Here is a 21,139-nt window from a genome sequence, read left to right on the forward strand (position 1 = left end):
TTTTTTAAATGGCTTTTTTTAATTAAAATTCTCTAATCAATAACTATCACAATATAACAGCAGATTTATTTATGTCATTCAATCTTAGCCTCAGCTGTCTTTGGATTCACCGTTATACGGGGCTTGCCATGGCAGCTTTTTTAATTATCGCTGGTATTACTGGCACATTATTGGCATTTCATGACGAGCTGGACGATGTGTTCAATCATAAACTGGCTCAGGTAGATGTCCAAGACACGCCGCATCTTCCTATTGCGGTGCTTCATGATAGGGTTCTTAGTGCCTATCCAGAACATAATTTTTCTAGTATGCCAACGTCGATAGCGGCAGACAGGTCGGCAGTATTTTCGGTAGATAGAGCCAGAGGCAAGGCTGCCCAAAATCAACCAAAAGCACCGTTTCAAGAAGTTTATGTGAATCCCTATGACGGTAATATCATTGGAACTCGTGATAAAGACCAATGGGCATTGCACAATACCATGTGGAAAGTTTTCTGGTTGCACCGCGATTTATTGCTTGGCGATATCGGCAAATGGGTATTAGGTATCGTGTCTGTCGTTTGGACCATTAACTGTTTTATCGGCTTTTATTTAACGTTTCCGAGAGCGGTTAAAAAGAAAAACGCGCAGAAAAAATCCTCATCTAAAAAACGTGCGTCATTTCTCAAGCGTTGGTTACCAGCGTGGAAAATTCGTACCAAGAGCAATCTGTTTAAACTGAATTATGACTTGCACCATGCCTTTGGATTGTGGCTCTGGGGCATGTTATTTGTCATCGCTTGGTCGAGTGTTGGCTTTAATTTACAGCAAGTCTATCGACCTGTCATGCAGGCAGTCGTTGGGCTCGAAGGCAGAGGCGAAAAACAAGAAAAATCAAAAAAACCACGTGAAAAAGTTGGGCAGGCTGCTAATGCAGACAGGGGTGCGAGGATTGACGCTGCAAAGGGTGAGGCTTTGAGTAACGAGGCTAGTAATGTCGATACTATTGATGTCGTCAATAAAGCCAATAGCATTGCTTATCTAAGTGAGCATGCGGATATCGCTGCCAAAAGTAAGGGCATGACAGTACAGCAGCTATTGGGCATACGCTGGGTAGAGGATGAAGGTCAATGGCAACTGCGCTTTAAAACGGATAGAGATATCGGTAAAAAAGGCGGCGCTTCGTCTATTACTGTCAATGCAAGGACGGGTAGCGTTGAGCGTGTAAATTTTGGCTATCAAAGCTCATCATTTGGCAGCAAAACTGATCAATGGCTATCGACGCTACATATGGGGCATATCAGTCAAGGTATGGGTCATGTACTTTATCAAATATTTTTAGCATTGATAGGTTTGGCCGTGACTATTTTGTCTATTACTGGCGTTTATCTGTGGTGGAAAGGTCGTCAACAGCGATTAAAGGCGCTGCAAAAGGGTAGGTAATAGAGCTAAGTTTCTAAGGTAGGCTTTTAATTCAGTAAATAGCTATCTACTGAATTAAAGGCATACCCTAGTTATCACTTGAATTGCAAAAATATTGTGTATGCTATCAAGACAGTAAAAATACAGGAAGAAAATCTCTCACCTAGCATCACCCATTTATGCCATGTATTATTTTCATCGTAGTTCTTTGTGTAGTCTACTGAAGAGATGTTTTGAGTAAAATCCATAGGAATAACCACCAATCTTAGAGCATATAAAGTTATTCCTAACCAAAAAAAGGTATTTGATATCTCTTTATTTAAAGCATTAAAAATGAACAAGCAAAAGCTAATCACTAAAATTAATATAGATAGATTTTTATAGTTTATCCATCGATTATTCAATAAAGCTTTATGCATCGACAATTCCTTTTTTCGTTTGCAAAGTTCGGTCCTTAAACCGCATCAACAATCACTGGGCGACCTTGATGGTTTAGCACGGTTACATCGACATTGTATAACTGTTTCATCGTTTCTCGCGTGATGACATCGACAGGCTGACCAACAGCCATCACTTGGCCTTCTTTCATCGTGACCACGGTATCAGCGAATTGTGCGGCTTGATTGATATCATGTAAGACGATGACGACGGTCTTCTGCTGACTGTGGCTCAGCTCTCGTAGTTCACGCATCAGGCGACCAGCGTGATACATGTCCAAATTATTCAGCGGCTCATCAAGCAATAGATAGGGCGTATCTTGGCAAACAATCATGGCAATCAGTACGCGCTGGCGTTGACCACCGGACAATGTCGACAAGAAGCGGTCGGCCAATAGCTCCAGCTCAAATCGCTCAATAATTTTTAGTACTTTCTGATGATCATCTGCGGTTGGCTGCCCTTGATGATAGGGATAGCGCCCAAACATCAGCAGCTCATGCACGCGCAGTCGCCCTTGCACTTGATTGTCTTGGCCGAGCATCGCCACTGTCTTAGACAACGTCCGAGCATGACAACTGACGATATCATGCTCACCAAAACACACTTGCCCTGACTGTAGCGGCTGCAAGCGTGCCATGACAGAAAACAAGGTGGATTTACCAGCACCGTTTGGACCGATCAAAGCAATGACTTGTTCGCTTGGCAGAGACAGCGTAATGTCATGTAGAATTTGCTGTTTGCCAATATGGTATGAGATATTATTTAGTTTAATCATAGTGCTTCTTGTCTTTATAGAGTGCTAATTTTTATTGGTATTATCGACGGCGACGTTGTGTCGTAAAGATTAATAATAAGAATACCAAGCCGCCCGCGAGTTCAATCACGACCGATAATACGCCTGCCATACCCAGTACTTGCTCAAAGATGGTCTGACCGAGTACCAAGCAAATCATGGCGACCAGACTGACCAATATCAGTCGCTCGCTGTGGTACATATGACGGGCGATACGATTGGTCAATGCACATACCAATAAGCCAAAGAAAGTCACAGGGCCAACCAAAGCCGTAGCAGTGGCGACTAATATGGCGATGACGGTCAATAGGCCAAATGCGAGACGTTGATAATGAATACCAAGGTTGATGGCTTGTGATTTACCGAGCATCAATACATCGCACTGATAGCGCCAGCGCCAGATAAATACCGCACTCATGAGGCAAATAACTAGGCTGATGCCAAGCAGTTGTGGATTGACCGTATTGAACTGCGCATAACTGCTAGATTGCACGATAACAAAATCATCAGGATTAATTAGCCTAGCAATCAAGGTTGATAAACTGCGAAACAGCACGCCAAAAATAACGCCTACCAATATTAGCCGTGTCAAATCCTGACTGCTTTTTGAAAATAGCAGCTTGAATAACAATAATGACGCACCAAACATCAAGACAATTTCAAGTGTGAATTTGGCAAGAGGGTCGATACTGGTAAAGCTAATCGCACCCAAAAAGAACACCAGTAGGCTTTGCAGTAAGATATATAGTGAGTCAAAGCCCAACAAGGAAGGCGTGAGAATAGGGTTGTGCGTTAAGGTTTGAAACAGTAGTGTCGATACCCCGATAGCATAGCCGACCACCATTAATGCCAGCAGTTTTTTGCCACGTAATGGTAGGGCAAAGTCCCAATGTCTATTAACGTTGAGTGTCAAAAATAGCAGCATCGAGATGACCAAGATAGCGGTGGCAATCGACTTTGGATGATTGACGATCCATGCCCAAAGTTGTGATAGACGACTTTGCCAAGCCGTGGCAGTAGCACTGTTTTTCAAAGTGCTATCTTCCAAGGCACCGCTTTCTATCGAGCTGTATTTTGTTGTATTGGTTTTAGCCATGGTCGTTTTTTCAGAGCGAGGCGTAGACGGTGAAAACATACGCGAATCCTGTAGTATCAAGCATAAATATCAGGCTTATCGATCAGCCGGAGCGCGCAATAGTAGCCACAAAAACAGCACGGTACCAACCACGCCAAATACCGTCGCAACGGGCACTTCAAATGGATAGCGGATAGAGCGACCAATGATATCGCAGAGTAGGACAGCGGATGCACCGAGCAATGCGACTGCTGGCAAGCTACGACGTAACTTATCTCCCATCAATCGGCTGACAATATTGGGCACGACTAAACCGATGAAAGGAATCATCCCAACCGTGACCACGACGACAGCACTCATCATCGCGACCATGCCGACGCCAAGCCATGTGACCTGCCGTTTACTAATACCCAAGTTCAGTGCGATATTATCGCCCAATCCTACGATGGTGAGCTTATCAGCGATGATATAAGCTAACACACACAGACCTCCGGTCAGCCATAGCAACTCATACCGACCAGCCAATACGCCAGAAAAATCACCAAACTGCCAAACGCTGAGCATCTGCAATGACTCAGTCTGATAAGCGATAAAGGTCGTTACTGCTTCGAGAATGCCACCAAAGACAATACCAATCAGTGGAATCATCAAAAAGTCTGTCGGTGGAATCCGATGAATAAGCAGCATAAACAGCATCATGCCAAGTACTGCTGCGACGGTCGCCACACCCATTTTGATAATGAGTGCGCTGGCTGGAAACAGTAGACTGACTACCAATAATCCAAGCGCTGCGCTCTGAGTGGCACCAACCATTGAGGGTTCTACAAAGCGGTTTTTTAGCACTACTTGGATAATCATCCCTGCAACTGCCATCGAGATACCGGTCAAGATAATCGCAATAGTGCGAGGTAGTCGGCTGACTAAAAAAAGCGAGCTATCAGAGTTGGCGCTATGATTGATAAGGCTGCGTAGAAAACCGGACCACGAAAAATCTGCGACACCAATAGATAAGCTCAATAACACCAAAAGCCCCATAATAATGAGGCTTCCCGTGTTGATTAACCATGGTGGCATGGCGGCACGGCGATGTTTAGCATTTAGACTGTTACCAGTACTTCCTTTCCAACTCGCTGATGCGGCTGGTGAAGAAGTACTGGCTTTAACGCTGGGCTGTGCACGATGTGAAAATAATGACATAACGGCTACTGGCATACAGATGAGGTATAAAAACGGTCATTAAAAACGGCCATCAACAACAGTTAATTAAGCAATGATGGCGTTTACTTAGCGTTAGTAAAGGCATCTTTGATGGTCGTCAAATCTTGCATCCACTGATAATAGCCGCCAAATGCAAGGTAAGAATCTGGGCTTAGATAAACCACTTGGTCTTTTTTCCATGCAGTGGTTTGTGCCACTAGTGGATTGTCTAATACCGCTTTTGCACCGACACTGTCTTCGCCGATAGCCGCACTACGATCCACTACAAATAACCAGTCTGGATTTGTCTTTTGTAAGTACTCAAAAGAGATTGGCTGACCATGACGCCCTTCTTTGATTTGATCATCAGCGATGGGTACGTTTACGACATTATGAATAAAGCCATAGCGTGATTCAGCACCATAGACAGACATTTTATTACCATTGACCATGACCACTAGGCCAGTACCGCTGTCTTTGGTGACGGCTTTGGTTTCTTCAATCAAACCATCAATGTCTTGTTGTAATTTAGCGGCTTGTTCACTTTTGCCAAACAATGCGCCTAAATCGGCCAAGCGGCGTTTACTTGACTCATAAATATTGGCCGTATCGATAGACATGTCTAACGTCGGGGCAATGCTAGAGAGCTCATCATATTTTTCAGCCATACGTGAGCCAACTAAGATGGCTTGCGGCTGCATAGCATTCAATGCCTCAAGATCTGGCTCAAATACCGTACCGACGCCTGCAGGTGCTGGTTGGTTTTTGGCTTGTAAGTTATCTAGAGGTGTTGTGGCTGGCGCGCCATCAATCGCCACATCAAGCGCTGCCAAATCCTGCATCAATGTCATGTCATACACCACGATTGGCGATGGGTTTACCGCTAACTCGACGTCTCCTTTTACGGTATCCACTGTTATAGTGCTAGCAGCGCTGTTATCGGCAGTTTGATTTTCAGTCGTGATATCTGTTGGCTCAGAGTCCGTTGATTCTGGTGAGCTACAGCCTGCCACACTGATACTAGCAACGAGTGCGGTCGTCATAGCAGTCAGTAATGGGCGTTTAAAAAAGGCACTAGGAGAGCGGTTAGACAATAAAGCGATAGACATAAATAACTCGGTATATTAGCAGTTTGGGCAAATTGTTAAAAAAATGATTACCCATATAAAAATGAAATGAGTTTGTCCAATGTGATGTATATACCAGACAATGCTCGGCGGTATTTATTTAACTGTTATAGTTTTTATGAGGTGGTTGTGCACTTATAACTTAAATTTTTTAATTATCTTATGGTGTAAAATAAGAGATAGTATTCGATAAGCAATCTTCGATAAACAACTCAAGAACCGCAATGATAAGGCAATTGAGATTCATTATCAATATAAATGATAATGATTTTTATTAACAAGGTAGATTCGGTTTGTTATAATTGTATTAATAAAAGAGCAATTATCTCAATTTATTATTGATAATAATTATCGTTTGCATTATTATCTACGCCATTCTATCTCAGTTAATTAATATTAGGGTGTTATGAGTTCAACGAATTTAGACGCGCCATCACCTAAGTTGACGCTTGCGACTATTGCGGTAGTTGTGGGATTGCATGTGCTGACGGCAGTAGCATTAGCGGCGGTCAAAACGCCTGAGATGAAAGTAGAACCAGAAAAAGTGACGCCATCTATTGAAATAGAGCTGATTACGCCTCCACCACCTCCGCCACCTGTGGAGATTGAAGAAATAAAAATTGAAGAAAAGCCGAAATCAGTCAGAGAGGTTAAGCCTAAGCCAAAAGCAAAGCCAGTTGCTGCGCCCAAGCCTAAAGTTGTGCAGAAGAAGCAACCAGTAGATAAGCCGAAAGCGAAACAAGCTGAAAAGCCTAAGCCTGCTGAGTTCACGCCACCACCTGCTAAACAAAAAACTGCCCCTCAAAAAAGCACTACGACGCAAGTGGCTGATAATCAGCAGAAGCTTTTGGCAGCGCAAGCAGCGCAAGCGAAAAGAGATGCATTATTAGCTGAAAAACAGCAAGCACAAGCCGATGCCGATGCCATAGCAGCACAGGTAGCTGCTGATGCGAAGAGAGCTCAAGAAATAGCTGATGCTAAAACCGCTGCCGATGCAGCTGCGGCACAAAAAGCAAAGGACGCAGCAGCAGAAGCTGCTAATAATCAACCGGTACCATTTACTGCCAATAGTGCCAGCTGGGCATCTCCGCCAAACTTCGAATTTCCTAAACGTGCTGCATCTAGTGCTCGTCCAGGCGAGACTTTTAATGTTGTATTGAAAATGACTGTCAATAAACAAGGCGCTATCAGCAATGTAAGAGTGGCAAGGTCGTCAGAGAATCGAATAGTTGATAATGCAGCTAAACAACAAGTTACATCTGGTAGATTTAAACCTTTTACTCAAAATGGTGTTCCAAGAGTAGGAAATGTCACATTTACTGTTTCTTATCAAGTGCCAGAGTAATACCAAGTTTTTTATAGATTGTGATATCAATATTAATAATTCTAAATAACATTGTCATAATGAAAGCAACTGTGCTATCTGCAATGATATCAAGCCATAACACAAAAGACGAAGGAGTCTGACATGGACTTTATGCAATACTGGCAATATAGTGACATGGTGACCAAAACCTTGTTCTTTGTACTATTCGCTTTATCCCTTATCTCTTGGGTGACGGGTATCATTCGTGTACTACAAAGCCGCAAGTTGGCGGCGACGGTTGCCGATGATTTAACTCATCAAGTTCAAGCCAAACAGACTGGGTTGAGAGAAGTAGATGCGCCCACTCGTCGCTTGGTGATAGAGCAGGCGTTGCTCAAGCATATTGGACGCTATCGCTTTTCTAGTGAGCGTGGTCTGCCTATCCTTGGTACGACGGCAGCGATTGCACCGTTTATTGGTTTGTTTGGTACCGTATGGGGTATTTTTCATGCGCTGCATAATATTGGTACGAGCGGACAAGCAGGCTTGGGGCAAGTAGCAGGGCCAGTCGGTGAGGCTCTTATCATGACAGGCTTGGGTATTGCTGTGGCTATTCCAGCGGTGGTCTTTTATAACCTCGCTGTGCGTATCAATCGCCGTGTGATGTATCACGCAAATGATAGAGCACATGACTTACTGGCGGATTCTGCGAATATAAAAGCAGTAGCGAACACGCAGCCTACCGAGCAAGTAACTTCAGTGAAAAGCTCAGCTGACACCCAAACGAGCAATACTAATAAACAGTATCGTAATGTGTCTACTTCGCAGTTATAGACGGTATCATGGGATAGCGACGGTTACCTTTAGCGGGTAACAGTGCTTCCTATCATCGTATAAGTAACGATGAGATAAACAGTGAAGACAAGTACTGACTAAGCACACATAGTAAGCATATATTGAGAGTAATTATGGCATTTCAGTTAGGTGATGATGACGTCCAAGGCATGAATGAGATGAACCTCATTCCGCTTATCGATGTCATGCTGGTTTTGATGATTATCTTTTTGTTGACTGCGACCGTTCTTAATCCGACTGTTCCGCTTAACCTGCCGGAGACGAGTGCACAAGTCAACGAACCACCACCAGAAGCGATTCAGATCAGTATCGATCAGGATGCAGGCGTGTTTTGGGACAGTGATCCTATCACGATAGAAGAGTTGGATAAGCGCTTGCAACAAGAAAGTGCGCAAGGCAAAAACCCTTCTATTCAGCTGCGTGCGGATAAAGAAAGCAAATATGATACGGTCGCACAAGTACTGGCATCTGCCAGCGAAGCAGGACTGACCAAGATAGCCTTTGTTAATGAGTAAGGTAAGTATAAAAGGTGGGTTGGGATTGTCATGTGACGATTGTTAGATAGCCAACCATTAGATAGGTAGAAAGATAGGTAGCTAGTATAATAATAAAATAAAAATAATAAACTTTTCTCCAACCTCACTGAGTACTTAAACCTCAAATTAAGTACTCGGTGAGGTTTTCTTTTTTACCAACGATGCTTTATTTTTACTAATAATGTCTAATTTTTACCAGCGATGGCCTAGTGGGCGATATCTGCGATCAAAGTGACCATATCCGAAAGGATAAGGTGAGCGTAAATAGTCCAAATCTTGCTGGCGGATATAGTAGTAGCGCCCTTGTGAGTAGGCTTCTTCCAACTTCTCGATACCTTCTAGTGGACATACCGCTTGCCACTCGTAACCTTCGCGGCCGAGTTTGTAAGCCGTGAGCTCGGTGCAGTAGTTTTTGAGCCCTTGCTGACGCCCCTGTTCCCACTGTATCCGATTGGGTGTCGCACCGCCTATACTTGCACAGCTACCTGCATAGTGGCCGAAATAAGCACCTGAGCGGCCACGGCTGCCATCTGTATAACCGACTTCTTGCCAGTTACTGGCTTGGCATTGCTGCGGTGTGAGGCTTTGAGTGGTTGCACAGCCTGACAATGTCAGTAATGCAGCACCGACCAGTGATATAGAGATACCTGATTTGCTCATGACTTTATTGACCAAATGGTGAGAAATATCGGTAGTCGATGAGTTTCGCTTAATAAGATAATTCATAATAAACCTGCGCGCGTTTAAAATTATGGTTTATCATAGCACTTTTTGCGGCTGACCACTTTTTCTATCTTATTATTAGGCTGGCTTTCAGTGCCTCTAAGTAGTTGATATGTCAATATATATAGCGATGGTATGGTGGTCTAAATGAGTCGTTGTTGAATGGCTGCTAGCTCATCATGCTTGATTTTTCGTGGTTCGTGCTCATTATAAGCATCTATATAGTATTACTTTAATTCAGTCAAAAGGTCAGACCATCATGGGCATATTTATTGGCGTTATCATTGTACTATTTGTATTAGGGAGTATGATGGCGCTCAAACCGAACGGTATCGATCAGCGCTTGGATAAACTGCGCATGACGGCGCGTCGGTTACAGCTTAATCCAAAGCTGGTTGCTTGTCCTGATTGGATTAAAGGCAAAGACAACGAGTATGGCCGTGGCATGATGGGTCAATACTGCTTGGTGCTAGATGACACGCAATTACCGCATACCCGTTATCAAGTGATTGATGGTCAGTGGCGTCCAGACAGTAGTTTTGTCGATATGACGAGAGATACGACCAAACTCACTATCCCGAGTGCCATTCGTTCCAATTATGGTCATGCGGATACCACGGTCAAAAAAACCAATTTTAGCTTGGATAAAGTACCGCTCGATTTGCCAGTCAGTATTGAGCCGTTTATAAAAGGCTTATGGACCAAAGCCAATAGCATTATTATTTATTGGGAAGACATCGCTTATGTACGTCCATTAAGTAACCCTGCTTATCATCACTCATTGATTGAAAAAGACCTGCTAGCGTTAAAAGAAAATTTGGAAAAATGGGCAATAGAAGTACAGAAAACCTAAGCAGGGTAGTAAATGATTTTTTAATCTCCATTAATAACCAATATGCAAGCGCTTTTGATAGACTCCCAGTCATTTTCAGTTGACAGTTTAGCGCTTAGCAGTGTAACGTCTTTATAACTATATCTTTATATTATGGTTATTGTTTGTTTTATAACTGTTTTTATGAGCAACTATCAGCGCCATGGTCGAATGTTTAATGCGCCTCAATACAATAATTCGCTGAGCTATTATAACCAATTATTATAAATTGCCATGCCGCTGAATTTATTCTTACTTTTAATTTACTTATATTATGGTGTCGTAAAATATGGCAAAAACCGCAGCCAAAAAAAGTACAGCAATTACTGCTGACAGCCCAAAGGGTAAGTCTTTGGTGATCGTAGAATCACCAGCCAAGGCAAAAACCATTAATAAATACCTTGGCGATGACTTTATTGTACGCTCAAGTATTGGTCACGTTCGTGATTTACCAGTTGGTGCGAGCAAGAGCGCCAAAAAAGCAGCAACGACCAAAAAAGATGAGAGCCTAAGCAAAGAAGAAAAAACCCAGCAAGCCCTAGTAAGGCGTATGGGTGTAGACCCAGAACACGACTGGGCTGCAGTCTATGAAGTACTGCCAAACAAAACCAAAGTCATCAAAGAGCTAAAAGCCCTAGCCAAAGACGCTGACAAAATCTATCTCGCAACGGATATGGATAGAGAAGGGGAAGCAATCGCTTGGCATCTAAAAGAAGTCATTGGCGGTGCTGATAGTAAATATGAGCGCGTGGTCTTCAACGAGATTACCAAATCTGCTATCCAAAATGCCTTCAAACAACCATCCAAGCTCGATATTGACCGTGTCAATGCTCAACAAGCACGTCGCTTTCTAGATCGTGTCGTTGGTTTTATGGTATCGCCACTATTGTGGCAAAAAATTGCGCGCGGTCTGTCAGCAGGTCGTGTACAGTCAGTCGCCATGCGTTTGGTGGTTGAGCGTGAGCATGAGATTCGAGCTTTTATTCCAGAAGAGTACTGGCAGATTCATGCAGACACGCATATTGCCAATAGTAAAAAAGACGCTGAGCAAATTGGTATACGCCTAGAAGCGACCAAGCAAGGTGGCAAGACGCTTAAGCTGGTGAATAAAGAACAGACTGATAAAGTACTAGCCATCCTTAATGCAAATGACTTTATCGTCAAAGACCGTGAAGAAAAACCAACACAGTCACGTCCTAGTGCGCCATTTATCACCTCAACATTGCAACAAGCTGCCAGTACGCGATTGGGATTTTCTGTTAAGAAAACCATGATTTTGGCACAGCGCTTATATGAAGCTGGCCATATCACCTATATGCGTACCGATTCGACATTCTTGTCGGGTGATGCACTGGCGGCGGTACGTGGTTATATCGAAGACAGCTATGGCGCAAAGTATGTGCCAGAAAAACCAAACTTTTATGGTAATAAACAAGGCGCACAAGAGGCGCATGAGGCCGTTCGACCTTCTAACGTCAATATGAAGTCTATTCAGCTTAAAGGGGTTGAGCGTGATGCAATACGCCTATATGAGCTGATTTGGCGTCAGTTTGTGGCCTGCCAGATGCTACCAGCAAAATACCTATCAGTGAATTTGTTTGTTGGTGCTGATGATGTTGAGCTAAAAGCCCGTGGTCGTACTATGGTGTTTGACGGCTATACCAAAGTATTGCCACCAGCCAAGACCGATGACACGTTATTACCTGATGTCAAAAAAGGCGATAAGCTAACGCTAGATAAGCTAGATCCGAGTCAGCACTTTACCAAGCCTGCACCTCGTTTCACCGAAGCCAGTCTTGTCAAAGAGCTTGAGAAAAAAGGTATCGGTCGTCCATCGACGTATGCTTCTATCATCTCGACCATTCAAGATCGCGGTTATGTGAAACTTGAGAATAAGCGTTTATTTGCTGAAAAAATGGGTGATATCGTTACTGATAGACTGACAGAAAGTTTTCCAGATTTGATGGATTATACGTTTACTGCCGCATTAGAAGACAAGCTTGATCACGTGGCAGAAGGTGAGCAAGACTGGAAAGACGTGCTCGATAACTTCTACGGCGAGTTCAAAACGACTCTGGATCGCGCTAAAGAAAAAGACGGCATGCGTCCAAATGATCCGACCGACGTACCAGACGTCCATTGCGATATTTGTGACCGTCCAATGCAGCTGCGTACTGGCTCTACAGGTGTATTCTTAGGGTGTACTGGTTATAATTTGCCACCGAAAGAGCGCTGTAAAGGCACTAAAAACTTAATGCCAGTCGAAGCTTTCGCCAATCTCGATGATGCCGAAGGTGAAGAAGACGAAGCGGCCGAAGTCAAAGATTTGATGGAGAAAAAACGCTGTCCAAAATGTGGTACAGCGATGAATGGCTATATCGTGGATGGTGGTCTGAAGCTGCACATCTGCGGTAACAACCCTGACTGCGACGGCTATATTCTAGAAGAAGGTAAGTTCGAAGTACCGGGTTCAGATGCCCCTACCATTGATTGTAATAAGTGTGATGGGCAGATGGAGCTGAAGACGGGGCGTTTCGGTCCTTACTTCGCTTGTCAAAAATGTGACAACACTCGTAAAGTACTAAAAACAGGCGAAGCAGCACCACCGCGCATGGATCCTATTCACTTGCCAGAGCTAAAATCGGTCAAGCATGAAGACTATTTCATCTTGCGTGAAGGCGCAGCTGGGATGTTCTTAGCGGCATCCAAGTTCCCGAAAGTGCGCGAGACACGTGCACCTAAGCTCGCTGAACTAAGAGAAATAAAAGATAAGATGGAAGACAAGTTCCAGTATCTATTCGAAGGCCCAGACGAAGATCCTGAGGGTAACGCAACGATTTTGCGTTGGTCGCGTAAGAAAAAAGAGCAGTATATCGGCTCTGAGAAAAATGGCAAAGCCACGCGTTGGGGTGTGTACTGGCGTAAAGGCGAGTGGGTAGAGGAGTAGTATTCAATATTAAATTAACTATCGTGCTATTGCAGCGTCAGATTCATTTCATGTAATAGCACTATATTTGCTTCAATATCTATTATTAATAAAAAGCCCCTCTTGGATTATCCAAGAGGGGCTTTTTTATGGTGCTAATGAATCTTTATCAAATGTTATTACATCGTTTCGATAATACCGCAAGCAACACGGTCGCCTGCATTGCCCGCTGGCTGACTGGTGTAGTCATCAGTACCACCATGAACGATAAAGGCTAGGCGGTTAACACTATATTTACCTGCTTCATTAGCAGATATTTTCTTATTTACATAGTTGATGGTCGCAACGCCGTTTTCATTGGCCGTTAGGTTAGGTAGGTCGCCAGCATGACCATTCATATCGTCTGGGTTAGAGTGTGGCTTATTGTCTGGATTGAAGTGACCGCCTGCTGCTTTGCCCATATCGGCACAGCTACCCGTTTCATGGATATGTAGCGCCACTGTCTGACCTGGCTTTAGATTCATCAGCTTACCGTATACTTGTACGCCGTCATCAACTGGGCGTAAGAATATTTGACCAACTTCTTTTTTGTCACCACTTACAGTGTGTATGGTTGATTTTAGGGTAGGTTGGCTCAGAGGGTTGCCTGTTTGCATTTGGCCTTCGACTGTTTGGCAACCAGTCATTGCTAAAGCTGAACCACATAATAGAGTACTTGCAAGCATCATTTTATTCATTATTTTCTCCAATTGTTTTAGTCATTATTTTTAGTCGTCATTAAATTTCGAATATCTATGGTTATTGTTCTATTAAGACTCGTATCAATATTCGTTAACATCGGAGTTAGTATAGCCAAGGTAACCCTATAGTTATTCATCAAATGCGCAACAATCAGTTAATAAATGTAAGTATCGTATGGGTTTGAAAAATAGACTTAGCTAAATATTTTTTGAGATTAAACGAATTTAGATATATAAGCAGTATATCTTGAATAATAGTTGAATGTTCCAAGAATAAATAATGAACATGCATAAAAAAGCCGCCCATCATATGATGAGCGGCTTTTTAGAATCTGTCAGATTGAGCTAATAACAGAACACTTATTAACTGTGCAATGCTTTACCTTTAGTTTTATCGACCGTTACTTTAGCAGGCTTGATTGGAACTGGCATGCTCACCAAAGCAACCTTTAAGATTTCTTCAATCGTGGCTACTGGTTGAATGGTCAAACCTGCTTTAACGTTATCAGGGATATCAGCCAAATCACGCTCATTGGTCGCTGGAATCAACACATGCTTGATACCACCGCGATGTGCCGCGAGCAGCTTCTCTTTGAGACCACCGATACGCAGGATTTTACCGCGTAAAGTGATTTCACCTGTCATCGCAATATCTGGGCGAATGGCAATGCCAGTTAACGCAGAGACTAGTGCTGTCGTCAGTGCACCACCAGCTGATGGGCCATCTTTCGGTGTGGCACCTTCAGGCATATGCACATGGACGTCAGTGGTTTTAAACGTCTCATAGTCAATGCCCAAGCTTTCACCGCGAGCACGAACCACACTCATCGCTGCACGAATCGATTCTTTCATGACATCGCCGAGCGAACCCGTAAAGCTAAGCTCGCCTTTACCTTTCATAGCAACTGCTTCGATAGTGAGTAGCTCACCACCGACTTGTGTCCACGCCAGACCAGTAATACGGCCAATCTCAGGCTCTTCTTCAGCCAGACCATAGTCATATTGATGGACACCGAGATAGTCATCGATGTTTTTGTCATCAACCACGATTAGCTCACGTTCTGCTTTTTTCGGAGCACGGGCACCATGGGTTTCAACCGAACCACGAACTACTTTACGGCAGATTTTATTGACTTCACGCTCAAGGTTACGGACACCTGCTTCACGCGTATAGCTACGAACGATACTGTGCAGCGCCGCTGAAACAATCTCAATCTCGCCATCTTTGAGACCGTTATTCTTAATCGCTTTTGGCACGAGATACTTCTGCGCGATATTAACTTTTTCTTCTTCGGTATAACCCGGTAAGCGAATAACTTCCATCCGATCAAGCAGTGCCGCTGGAATATCCATGCTGTTTGCCGTACAGATAAACATCACTTGTGATAAGTCTAAGTCCATATCTAAATAATGGTCATTAAATGTATCGTTCTGTGAGGGATCCAAGACTTCAAGCAATGCTGATGCTGGATCACCGCGGAAGTCTTGCGCCATCTTATCGATTTCATCCAATAAGAATAGCGGATTTTTGACTTCGACTTTGGCCAGTGACTGAACGATTTTACCTGGCATTGCACCGATATAGGTACGGCGATGACCACGAATTTCCGCTTCATCACGCACGCCGCCAAGCGCCATACGTACGAACTTACGACCAGTGGCACGTGCAATCGATTCACCCAATGAGGTTTTACCGACACCTGGAGGACCGACGAGACATAGAATCGGGCCACGAAGTTTTTTCACACGTGATTGCACGGCGAGATATTCCAAGATGCGGTCTTTTACATCTTGTAATCCGTAATGGTCTTCGTCTAATACGGTTTTAGCTTTGTCTAAATTGATCGAAACTTTGGTCGTCGCGTTCCACGGCGTGTCCAAAATCCATTCAATATAGTTGCGTACGACTGACGATTCACTCGATGCAGGTGGCATCATCTTGAGCTTCTTAAACTCTTGCTCCGCTTTTTTGCGGACATCTTCTGGCAAGTCAGCATCTTCTAAACGCTGTTCAAGCTCGGCGACATCATCATCACCATCGAACGCGCCGTCATTCATATCTGACAGCTCATTTTTGATGGCTTTCATTTTTTCGTTTAAGAAGTACTCGCGCTGATTCTCTTCCATTTGCTGACGGACAGCTTCTTGGATATCTTGCTCGATATTTTGCTCAGCACTTTGTTTGACCAAGTATTCAGTCAAGGTATTGATATGCGTTTTGATATCGTCTTTTTCTAAGAACGATTGCTTGATATCCAGATCCATCGACACACGAGTTGAGATGAAGTACACCAGCTCAAGTAAGTCGTCGATACGTTTGGCCACGCGCGTTAGCTCGCGAGCATTACGCAGACGTGCATCAGCATAGCTTTCAAAGAGCGTAGTCAGCGCTTGAATGGTGTTCTTTTGCTGACTCTCATCCATACTGACATCGAGGTCAGCACGCTCAAATCTTGCCATCAATAACGTGTCGTGATCTTCTATATTGTCAACGCGCGCACGATACTGACCTTCGATTAATACCTTGATGCAATTTTCATCGCTATCATGCGGCATGGTGCTGACGATGCGGCACACCGTACCGTATTGATATAAGTTGTCTTGATCAATGTCTTCGGTCAGCGAGTCTTTTTGCGCCACCACCAGTACTTTATTACCGTACTCAGCCTGTGCCAGCTCAACGGCTTTGACCGATGGCGCACGGCCTACGAACAAGGCAATTTGCATATGTGGATAGACGACCACATCTCTCAATGCCAATAACGGTAAGTAGGTGTCGTCTTCAACGCTGTCTTTAGCATCGTCGTCTTCACTATCGTCATCTTTGACAGTATCTTCATCTTTTGTAATATCTTCGATACTGTCAGACGCGGTCTCTAACTCGCTTTCTGACGCATGACTAGACAAGGTGTCTGGCTGGTTATCATCAGCAATAGTAGATGAAACGTCGACATCTATGTCGATATTGTCTTGGGCTATTTTATGTTCACTCATATATTTTTCCTCGTTCACCAGACTTGTAAAGTCAAGTTCGTGGTTCATGTTTAGATAAATGGTGCTCACAGATAAAATTGCAAGGCTTGTATTCATACTCACCTGCTTAACTTTGCAAAATATTTATATCTGGCTGAGTATAGAGCGTCATATGGTTATGAGCTTAATGCGTCACTGGTGAGAGTCAGTATATCGGAAGTAGCCATACAAGAGTCATAGAAAGCAGTCATAACAGATGCTTAGAGAACACTTATAAATAGCATCTATCAAATATCTATTGGGTTCTTCGCATAGGTTTTATAGGCAAAATAAGGTAAACTGTCGCGCGTCTTAAACGGTGTGTTTTAGAGTAGAACGCTTTAGAGACACATTCGAGAAAAAGCATTTTTGAGACGACGGCGATATCCATACATTATGAGATATCAATAAGTTTAAATTGAACCAAAGCAAATAGAATACGAGGCAACACATGGCAATCAATGCGGTACTGCTGGCAGTCATCATCATGTTGGGGCTGTCACTTGCGCGAGTGCACGTGGTGCTCAGTTTATTAATTGGTGCGCTGGCTGGTGGACTAATAGCGGGTCTCGGTATCACTGAGACTCTAGAGGCGTTTCAAGAAGGTATCCGCAATGGTGCAGAAATTGCACTGTCATATGCGTTACTTGGAGCGTTTGCGGTCGCCATTGCTCATTCGGGATTGCCGCAATCATTGGCAGGATCCGTCATCAAGCGCATTGATGCAGGCGGCACTAGTGGCATGATTAAGTACATGCTGTTTGCAGGCCTCATTACCATGAGCTGCTTTAGCCAAAACTTAATCCCTATTCATATCGCCTTTATTCCTTTATTGGTACCGCCACTGTTACTAGCATTCAATCGCATGCATATTGACAGACGTCTGATTGCTTGTTTGATTACCTTTGGTCTGGTCACTACCTATATGTTTATCCCATATGGTTTTGGTGATATCTACCTCAATCAAATCATGCTCAAAAACGTGGGTGAGGCGGGCATTGATGTTAGTGATATCTCTGTCACTAAAGCGATGGCGATACCAGCCTTAGGCATGTTTATTGGTTTGCTGATTGCTGTCTTTATCAGTTATCGCAAGCCACGCGCTTATCAACAAGTTGCCATAGATAAAGAGGCACATGATGCGGTCGTAGAGGGTGATACCTTGAGCAAAACGGCGGCTGATGCACAGTCCCAAAGCAAGCTCAAAACACTGGTTGCACTGGCAGCGATTGTGACTGCTTTTGTCGTACAGCTTTATACTGATTCGCTGTTGCTGGGTTCGATGTTTGGTTTTGGTGTCTTTATGGCCACTGGTGTGGTCAAGTGGCGTGAAGCCGATTCGGTCTTTAATGATGGTATCAAATTGATGGCGATGATTGGCTTTATTATGATTACGGCACAAGGGTTTGCGGAAGTCATGAAAGTAACTGATCAGATTCAGCCGCTGGTCGATGGTGCGGCGTCATTATTTGCAGGTAATAAAGCAATTGCTGCGTTTATTATGCTATTGGTTGGTCTGATTGTGACCATGGGTATTGGTTCGTCATTTTCGACGATTCCTATTTTGGCTGCGATTTATGTACCACTATGTATCTCGTTAGGATTCTCTCCATTGGCAACCGTTGCGATTATCGGTACGGCTGGCGCGTTGGGTGATGCGGGTTCGCCTGCGTCAGACTCGACTCTAGGGCCAACGTCTGGTCTAAATATTGACGGTCAGCATGACCATATCAAAGACAGTGTGGTGCCGACCTTTATTCACTATAATATTCCGTTATTGTTATTTGGTTGGATAGCAGCGATGGTGCTGTAATACAATTATTGAGATTGTTTACAAATCATATCGTTTCAAGTAGATATGACAGATCAAAACGAAAAAAACTCTCTGATATTTTTATATCAGAGAGTTTTTTTATTTTGATAAGACGACTTGTTTTTAAACGTTTAAATGGTGTTTTGGACTATGTACTGAGTATTCGTTGTCTGGTTAGTTGTATATCTTTAAAGATATAGCTCATAAGAAATAGCCCAAAAACGAGAAAAAGGAAACCATCGTATTCTTCTATACCATTAACCATATTATAAGCGAATAAGATGGCTGACGGAATTAAGAGCATTGATATAGCCCAAAAAGTAAAAGTCGATAACTTTAAGAATTTCTTATCAGAAGCTAGTAGCGAGCTATTATTCTCTATCTGAAACGATGAGCGGGTGACTAATAGTAATTTTTTATCGTAGATACGCTTTTTCGCTTGTTGTACTTCTCTATAAGTAACGATAATCATTGAAACCATGAAAGAGACATAATAAACGAACCCTACTAAGCTGCTAGTTCCATCATATTCCCAAAAGTAGACACCAAATAGTAATAGAGCTACCCAAAAAAATAGTAAGAACATTAGTAAGTATGGCGATATAAATTTATTTGCAAAGTAACCAGACACTAGAATACCTATTCGGTAATGATAATTATTTCCAATAATTATAGTTTATACATAATTTATAAACAATAGTTTGATATAAAAATAAGTATTTACCCGTCAAAGTACTTTATTATTGATATTTGGTTGGATAGCGGCACTGGTGTTGTAGATTGCTTTAGCTAAAACGTAGTTCTATAAAAAGCCATCGTATAGATGGCTTTTTTGTTTTAAGGCGGGAATAGAAAATAGTGCATAAAAAAGGATGGATTTATGAAAGTTAAAGAACACATGAGTGCAACTCAGCTTAAAAATATAATTAATGACAGAAAGCATCTGAATGAGAGCAAAGTAAGATATTTATTAATTTTCCTTGAAAAGTACTTAGAAAACATTACGCCACCCGAAACCTTTGAAAAATCACGCTACATATATCATACCGATGACGCCGTCTTTTATGCGATTGCTTATGGTCGTCCTGACCCTTATCAGCGTTTCGCGTTTTTAAATGACAAATTTATCGTAGGTGTAGGAGTTGGCTACTATTATCTTGAATTAGACTTTGGAGGTAATATTAATAAACCAACAGAGCAAGATCAGAGGGAAGTCATTAATCAGTTGTTCGACATCGTCGAAAATGCAGACATTTTTTTACTTGAATGTATGACTAGAGACAACACAACCATTGAATTTGTAGGGGTATAACATGAATATTGACAATGTAGGTATCTCAGTCTGAGTGTAATTAAAATCTAGCGAACCAAAAAAAATTGATGATAGTTATTGGTGCGCTGGGCACGCACCCTACTCAAATCAGAGGCCATCTTCATCAAAATCTCTAATCTCACCACTCAAACTACTCAAAAACTCATTGCTTTGCGCCAGCAGTTTATTTAGACGCTCTTCATTGACTAGCCTTGTCATTTCATTAGAGCTAAAAGGTTGCTCTTGACTGTAGTAACGTTGCTCTCTAGCGTCCTCGTTACCTAACGTCTGCAAATACTCATCCACATGCTCTGCGCTAGAGTCTTTTTCAAATTGTTTACCGTCTTTCATCAAAACCACCTTATGCCGCTTGGCGTAATTAAGCCATCTAATGGCACATCCCAAGGCTGCCGTTGTAATTGTTCAACTACCTGAAAGTCATAACACCAGCCAATTTTTAATGGCTTTTTAGCGCCCGACCGATAGCTTTTGCCAAGCGTCGTATCATAGAACCCACCACCCATGCCCATACGGTTGCCGTGTTTATCTACCGCCACCAGTGGGCAGATAATAACATCCAATTCTCGTGCCCAAAGTAGTCGACGATGATGGTTTTGCTTCATACCTAACCGATGTATACGTGTCGGTATGTTGAGTAGTTTTGAATGATAAATAGGTACGAAACGTAGATGTTTATCTTCAAATCCATTGCTAGTACGGCCAAGTGAGCCGACGACTGGTAAGTAAGGAAAATAGCCTAAGCGTTGACACCAGTCCAATATTGGCTGAGTAGGCAGTTCACCAAAGCCATCGTAATATAGTCCAATACGTGCATTCGTTGGCAAGCGCTGCTGTAGCTTAGATAGATGCAAGCTTGCAGACTGAGCAAATTGTCTCCGCGTGCCGTCGCTTAACTGGCGGCGCTGGCGAGTAAAGTGCCGTCTGGGCGGATTGCTAACTGCCGAATCCTCCGCCGCTACGTTTTTTGGTTCAGGATGCATAGTTATACTATCCG

At 43.1% G+C, this 21,139-nt stretch carries 17 protein-coding genes; 8 read left to right on the forward strand and 9 right to left on the reverse strand.

Going from position 1 to position 21,139, the window contains the following annotated elements; all coding sequences use genetic code 11:
• Positions 1 to 71: 71 nt before the first annotated feature.
• Entirely contained in the window at positions 72 to 1,421 is a 1,350-nt protein-coding gene (locus I6E84_RS05565; RefSeq protein WP_197216701.1) for a PepSY-associated TM helix domain-containing protein, read from the forward strand.
• Positions 1,422 to 1,854: 433 nt separating this feature from the next.
• Here I6E84_RS05565 and I6E84_RS05570 read toward each other — a convergent pair whose 3' ends face one another.
• The 4 genes from I6E84_RS05570 to I6E84_RS05585 form a co-directional block, all read right to left on the reverse strand.
• Positions 1,855 to 2,613, reverse strand: a complete 759-nt coding sequence (locus I6E84_RS05570; protein ID WP_197216702.1) for an ATP-binding cassette domain-containing protein — start codon at positions 2,611 to 2,613, stop codon at positions 1,855 to 1,857.
• 40 nt (positions 2,614 to 2,653) lie between these two features.
• Positions 2,654 to 3,766 (reverse strand): iron chelate uptake ABC transporter family permease subunit, encoded by a 1,113-nt coding sequence (locus I6E84_RS05575; RefSeq protein WP_265090849.1) that lies wholly within the window; start codon positions 3,764 to 3,766, stop codon positions 2,654 to 2,656.
• Positions 3,767 to 3,802: 36 nt separating this feature from the next.
• The gene (locus I6E84_RS05580; protein ID WP_227681330.1) at positions 3,803 to 4,780 is read right to left on the reverse strand and encodes an ABC transporter permease; all 978 of its coding nucleotides are present in this window, start codon (positions 4,778 to 4,780) and stop codon (positions 3,803 to 3,805) included.
• Positions 4,781 to 4,986: 206 nt separating this feature from the next.
• Entirely contained in the window at positions 4,987 to 6,012 is a 1,026-nt protein-coding gene (locus I6E84_RS05585) for a siderophore ABC transporter substrate-binding protein (protein ID WP_197216704.1), read from the reverse strand.
• A gap of 424 nt (positions 6,013 to 6,436) precedes the next feature.
• On the opposite strand from I6E84_RS05585, the gene I6E84_RS05590 reads away from it, so the two are divergent.
• The 3 genes from I6E84_RS05590 to I6E84_RS05600 all read left to right on the forward strand — a co-directional run bounded on the left by I6E84_RS05590 (position 6,437) and on the right by I6E84_RS05600 (position 8,706).
• Positions 6,437 to 7,375 (forward strand): energy transducer TonB, encoded by a 939-nt coding sequence (locus I6E84_RS05590; protein ID WP_197216705.1) that lies wholly within the window; start codon positions 6,437 to 6,439, stop codon positions 7,373 to 7,375.
• Between the two features lie 123 nt (positions 7,376 to 7,498).
• A complete protein-coding gene (locus I6E84_RS05595) occupies positions 7,499 to 8,170 on the forward strand; it encodes a MotA/TolQ/ExbB proton channel family protein (protein WP_197216707.1) in 672 nt (223 codons plus the stop codon).
• Positions 8,171 to 8,304: 134 nt separating this feature from the next.
• The gene (locus tag I6E84_RS05600) at positions 8,305 to 8,706 is read left to right on the forward strand and encodes an ExbD/TolR family protein (RefSeq protein WP_110923171.1); all 402 of its coding nucleotides are present in this window, start codon (positions 8,305 to 8,307) and stop codon (positions 8,704 to 8,706) included.
• 213 nt (positions 8,707 to 8,919) lie between these two features.
• Here I6E84_RS05600 and I6E84_RS05605 read toward each other — a convergent pair whose 3' ends face one another.
• Complete coding sequence (locus tag I6E84_RS05605; protein ID WP_227681316.1) at positions 8,920 to 9,453, reverse strand: DUF2799 domain-containing protein; 534 nt, start codon at positions 9,451 to 9,453, stop codon at positions 8,920 to 8,922.
• Between the two features lie 256 nt (positions 9,454 to 9,709).
• Between I6E84_RS05605 and I6E84_RS05610 the strand changes: the two genes are divergently transcribed.
• Both I6E84_RS05610 and topA read left to right on the forward strand, forming a co-directional pair.
• Complete coding sequence (locus I6E84_RS05610; RefSeq protein ID WP_197216708.1) at positions 9,710 to 10,303, forward strand: hypothetical protein; 594 nt, start codon at positions 9,710 to 9,712, stop codon at positions 10,301 to 10,303.
• Positions 10,304 to 10,610: 307 nt separating this feature from the next.
• Positions 10,611 to 13,268, forward strand: a complete 2,658-nt coding sequence (gene topA / locus I6E84_RS05615) for a type I DNA topoisomerase (RefSeq protein WP_197216709.1) — start codon at positions 10,611 to 10,613, stop codon at positions 13,266 to 13,268.
• A 158-nt stretch (positions 13,269 to 13,426) separates the two neighbouring features.
• On the opposite strand, the gene I6E84_RS05620 is transcribed toward topA, so the two are convergent.
• Both I6E84_RS05620 and lon read right to left on the reverse strand, forming a co-directional pair.
• Entirely contained in the window at positions 13,427 to 13,984 is a 558-nt protein-coding gene (locus I6E84_RS05620) for a superoxide dismutase family protein (RefSeq protein WP_197216710.1), read from the reverse strand.
• 366 nt (positions 13,985 to 14,350) lie between these two features.
• Complete coding sequence (lon, locus tag I6E84_RS05625) at positions 14,351 to 16,981, reverse strand: endopeptidase La (RefSeq protein ID WP_197216711.1); 2,631 nt, start codon at positions 16,979 to 16,981, stop codon at positions 14,351 to 14,353.
• A gap of 469 nt (positions 16,982 to 17,450) precedes the next feature.
• Here lon and I6E84_RS05630 point away from each other — a divergent pair, with 469 nt between their 5' ends.
• Together I6E84_RS05630 and I6E84_RS05635 are read left to right on the forward strand one after the other, a co-directional pair.
• Positions 17,451 to 18,812 carry a Na+/H+ antiporter family protein gene (locus I6E84_RS05630; protein WP_197216712.1) on the forward strand — a complete coding sequence of 454 codons (1,362 nt, stop codon included), beginning with the start codon at positions 17,451 to 17,453 and terminating at the stop codon, positions 18,810 to 18,812.
• Positions 18,813 to 19,692: 880 nt separating this feature from the next.
• Positions 19,693 to 20,124 (forward strand): hypothetical protein, encoded by a 432-nt coding sequence (locus I6E84_RS05635; RefSeq protein ID WP_197216713.1) that lies wholly within the window; start codon positions 19,693 to 19,695, stop codon positions 20,122 to 20,124.
• Between the two features lie 108 nt (positions 20,125 to 20,232).
• Here the strand turns inward: I6E84_RS05635 and I6E84_RS05640 are convergent, their stop codons facing one another.
• Together I6E84_RS05640 and I6E84_RS05645 are read right to left on the reverse strand one after the other, a co-directional pair.
• The gene (locus I6E84_RS05640) at positions 20,233 to 20,475 is read right to left on the reverse strand and encodes a hypothetical protein (protein ID WP_197216715.1); all 243 of its coding nucleotides are present in this window, start codon (positions 20,473 to 20,475) and stop codon (positions 20,233 to 20,235) included.
• Entirely contained in the window at positions 20,475 to 21,125 is a 651-nt protein-coding gene (locus I6E84_RS05645) for a 5-formyltetrahydrofolate cyclo-ligase (RefSeq protein ID WP_227681317.1), read from the reverse strand. The genes I6E84_RS05640 and I6E84_RS05645 overlap by 1 nt, the downstream gene beginning before the upstream one ends.
• Positions 21,126 to 21,139: the final 14 nt, after the last annotated feature.

The organism is Psychrobacter sp. SCQQ22 (genome assembly GCF_015864605.1).
GTDB lineage: Bacteria > Pseudomonadota > Gammaproteobacteria > Pseudomonadales > Moraxellaceae > Psychrobacter > Psychrobacter fozii.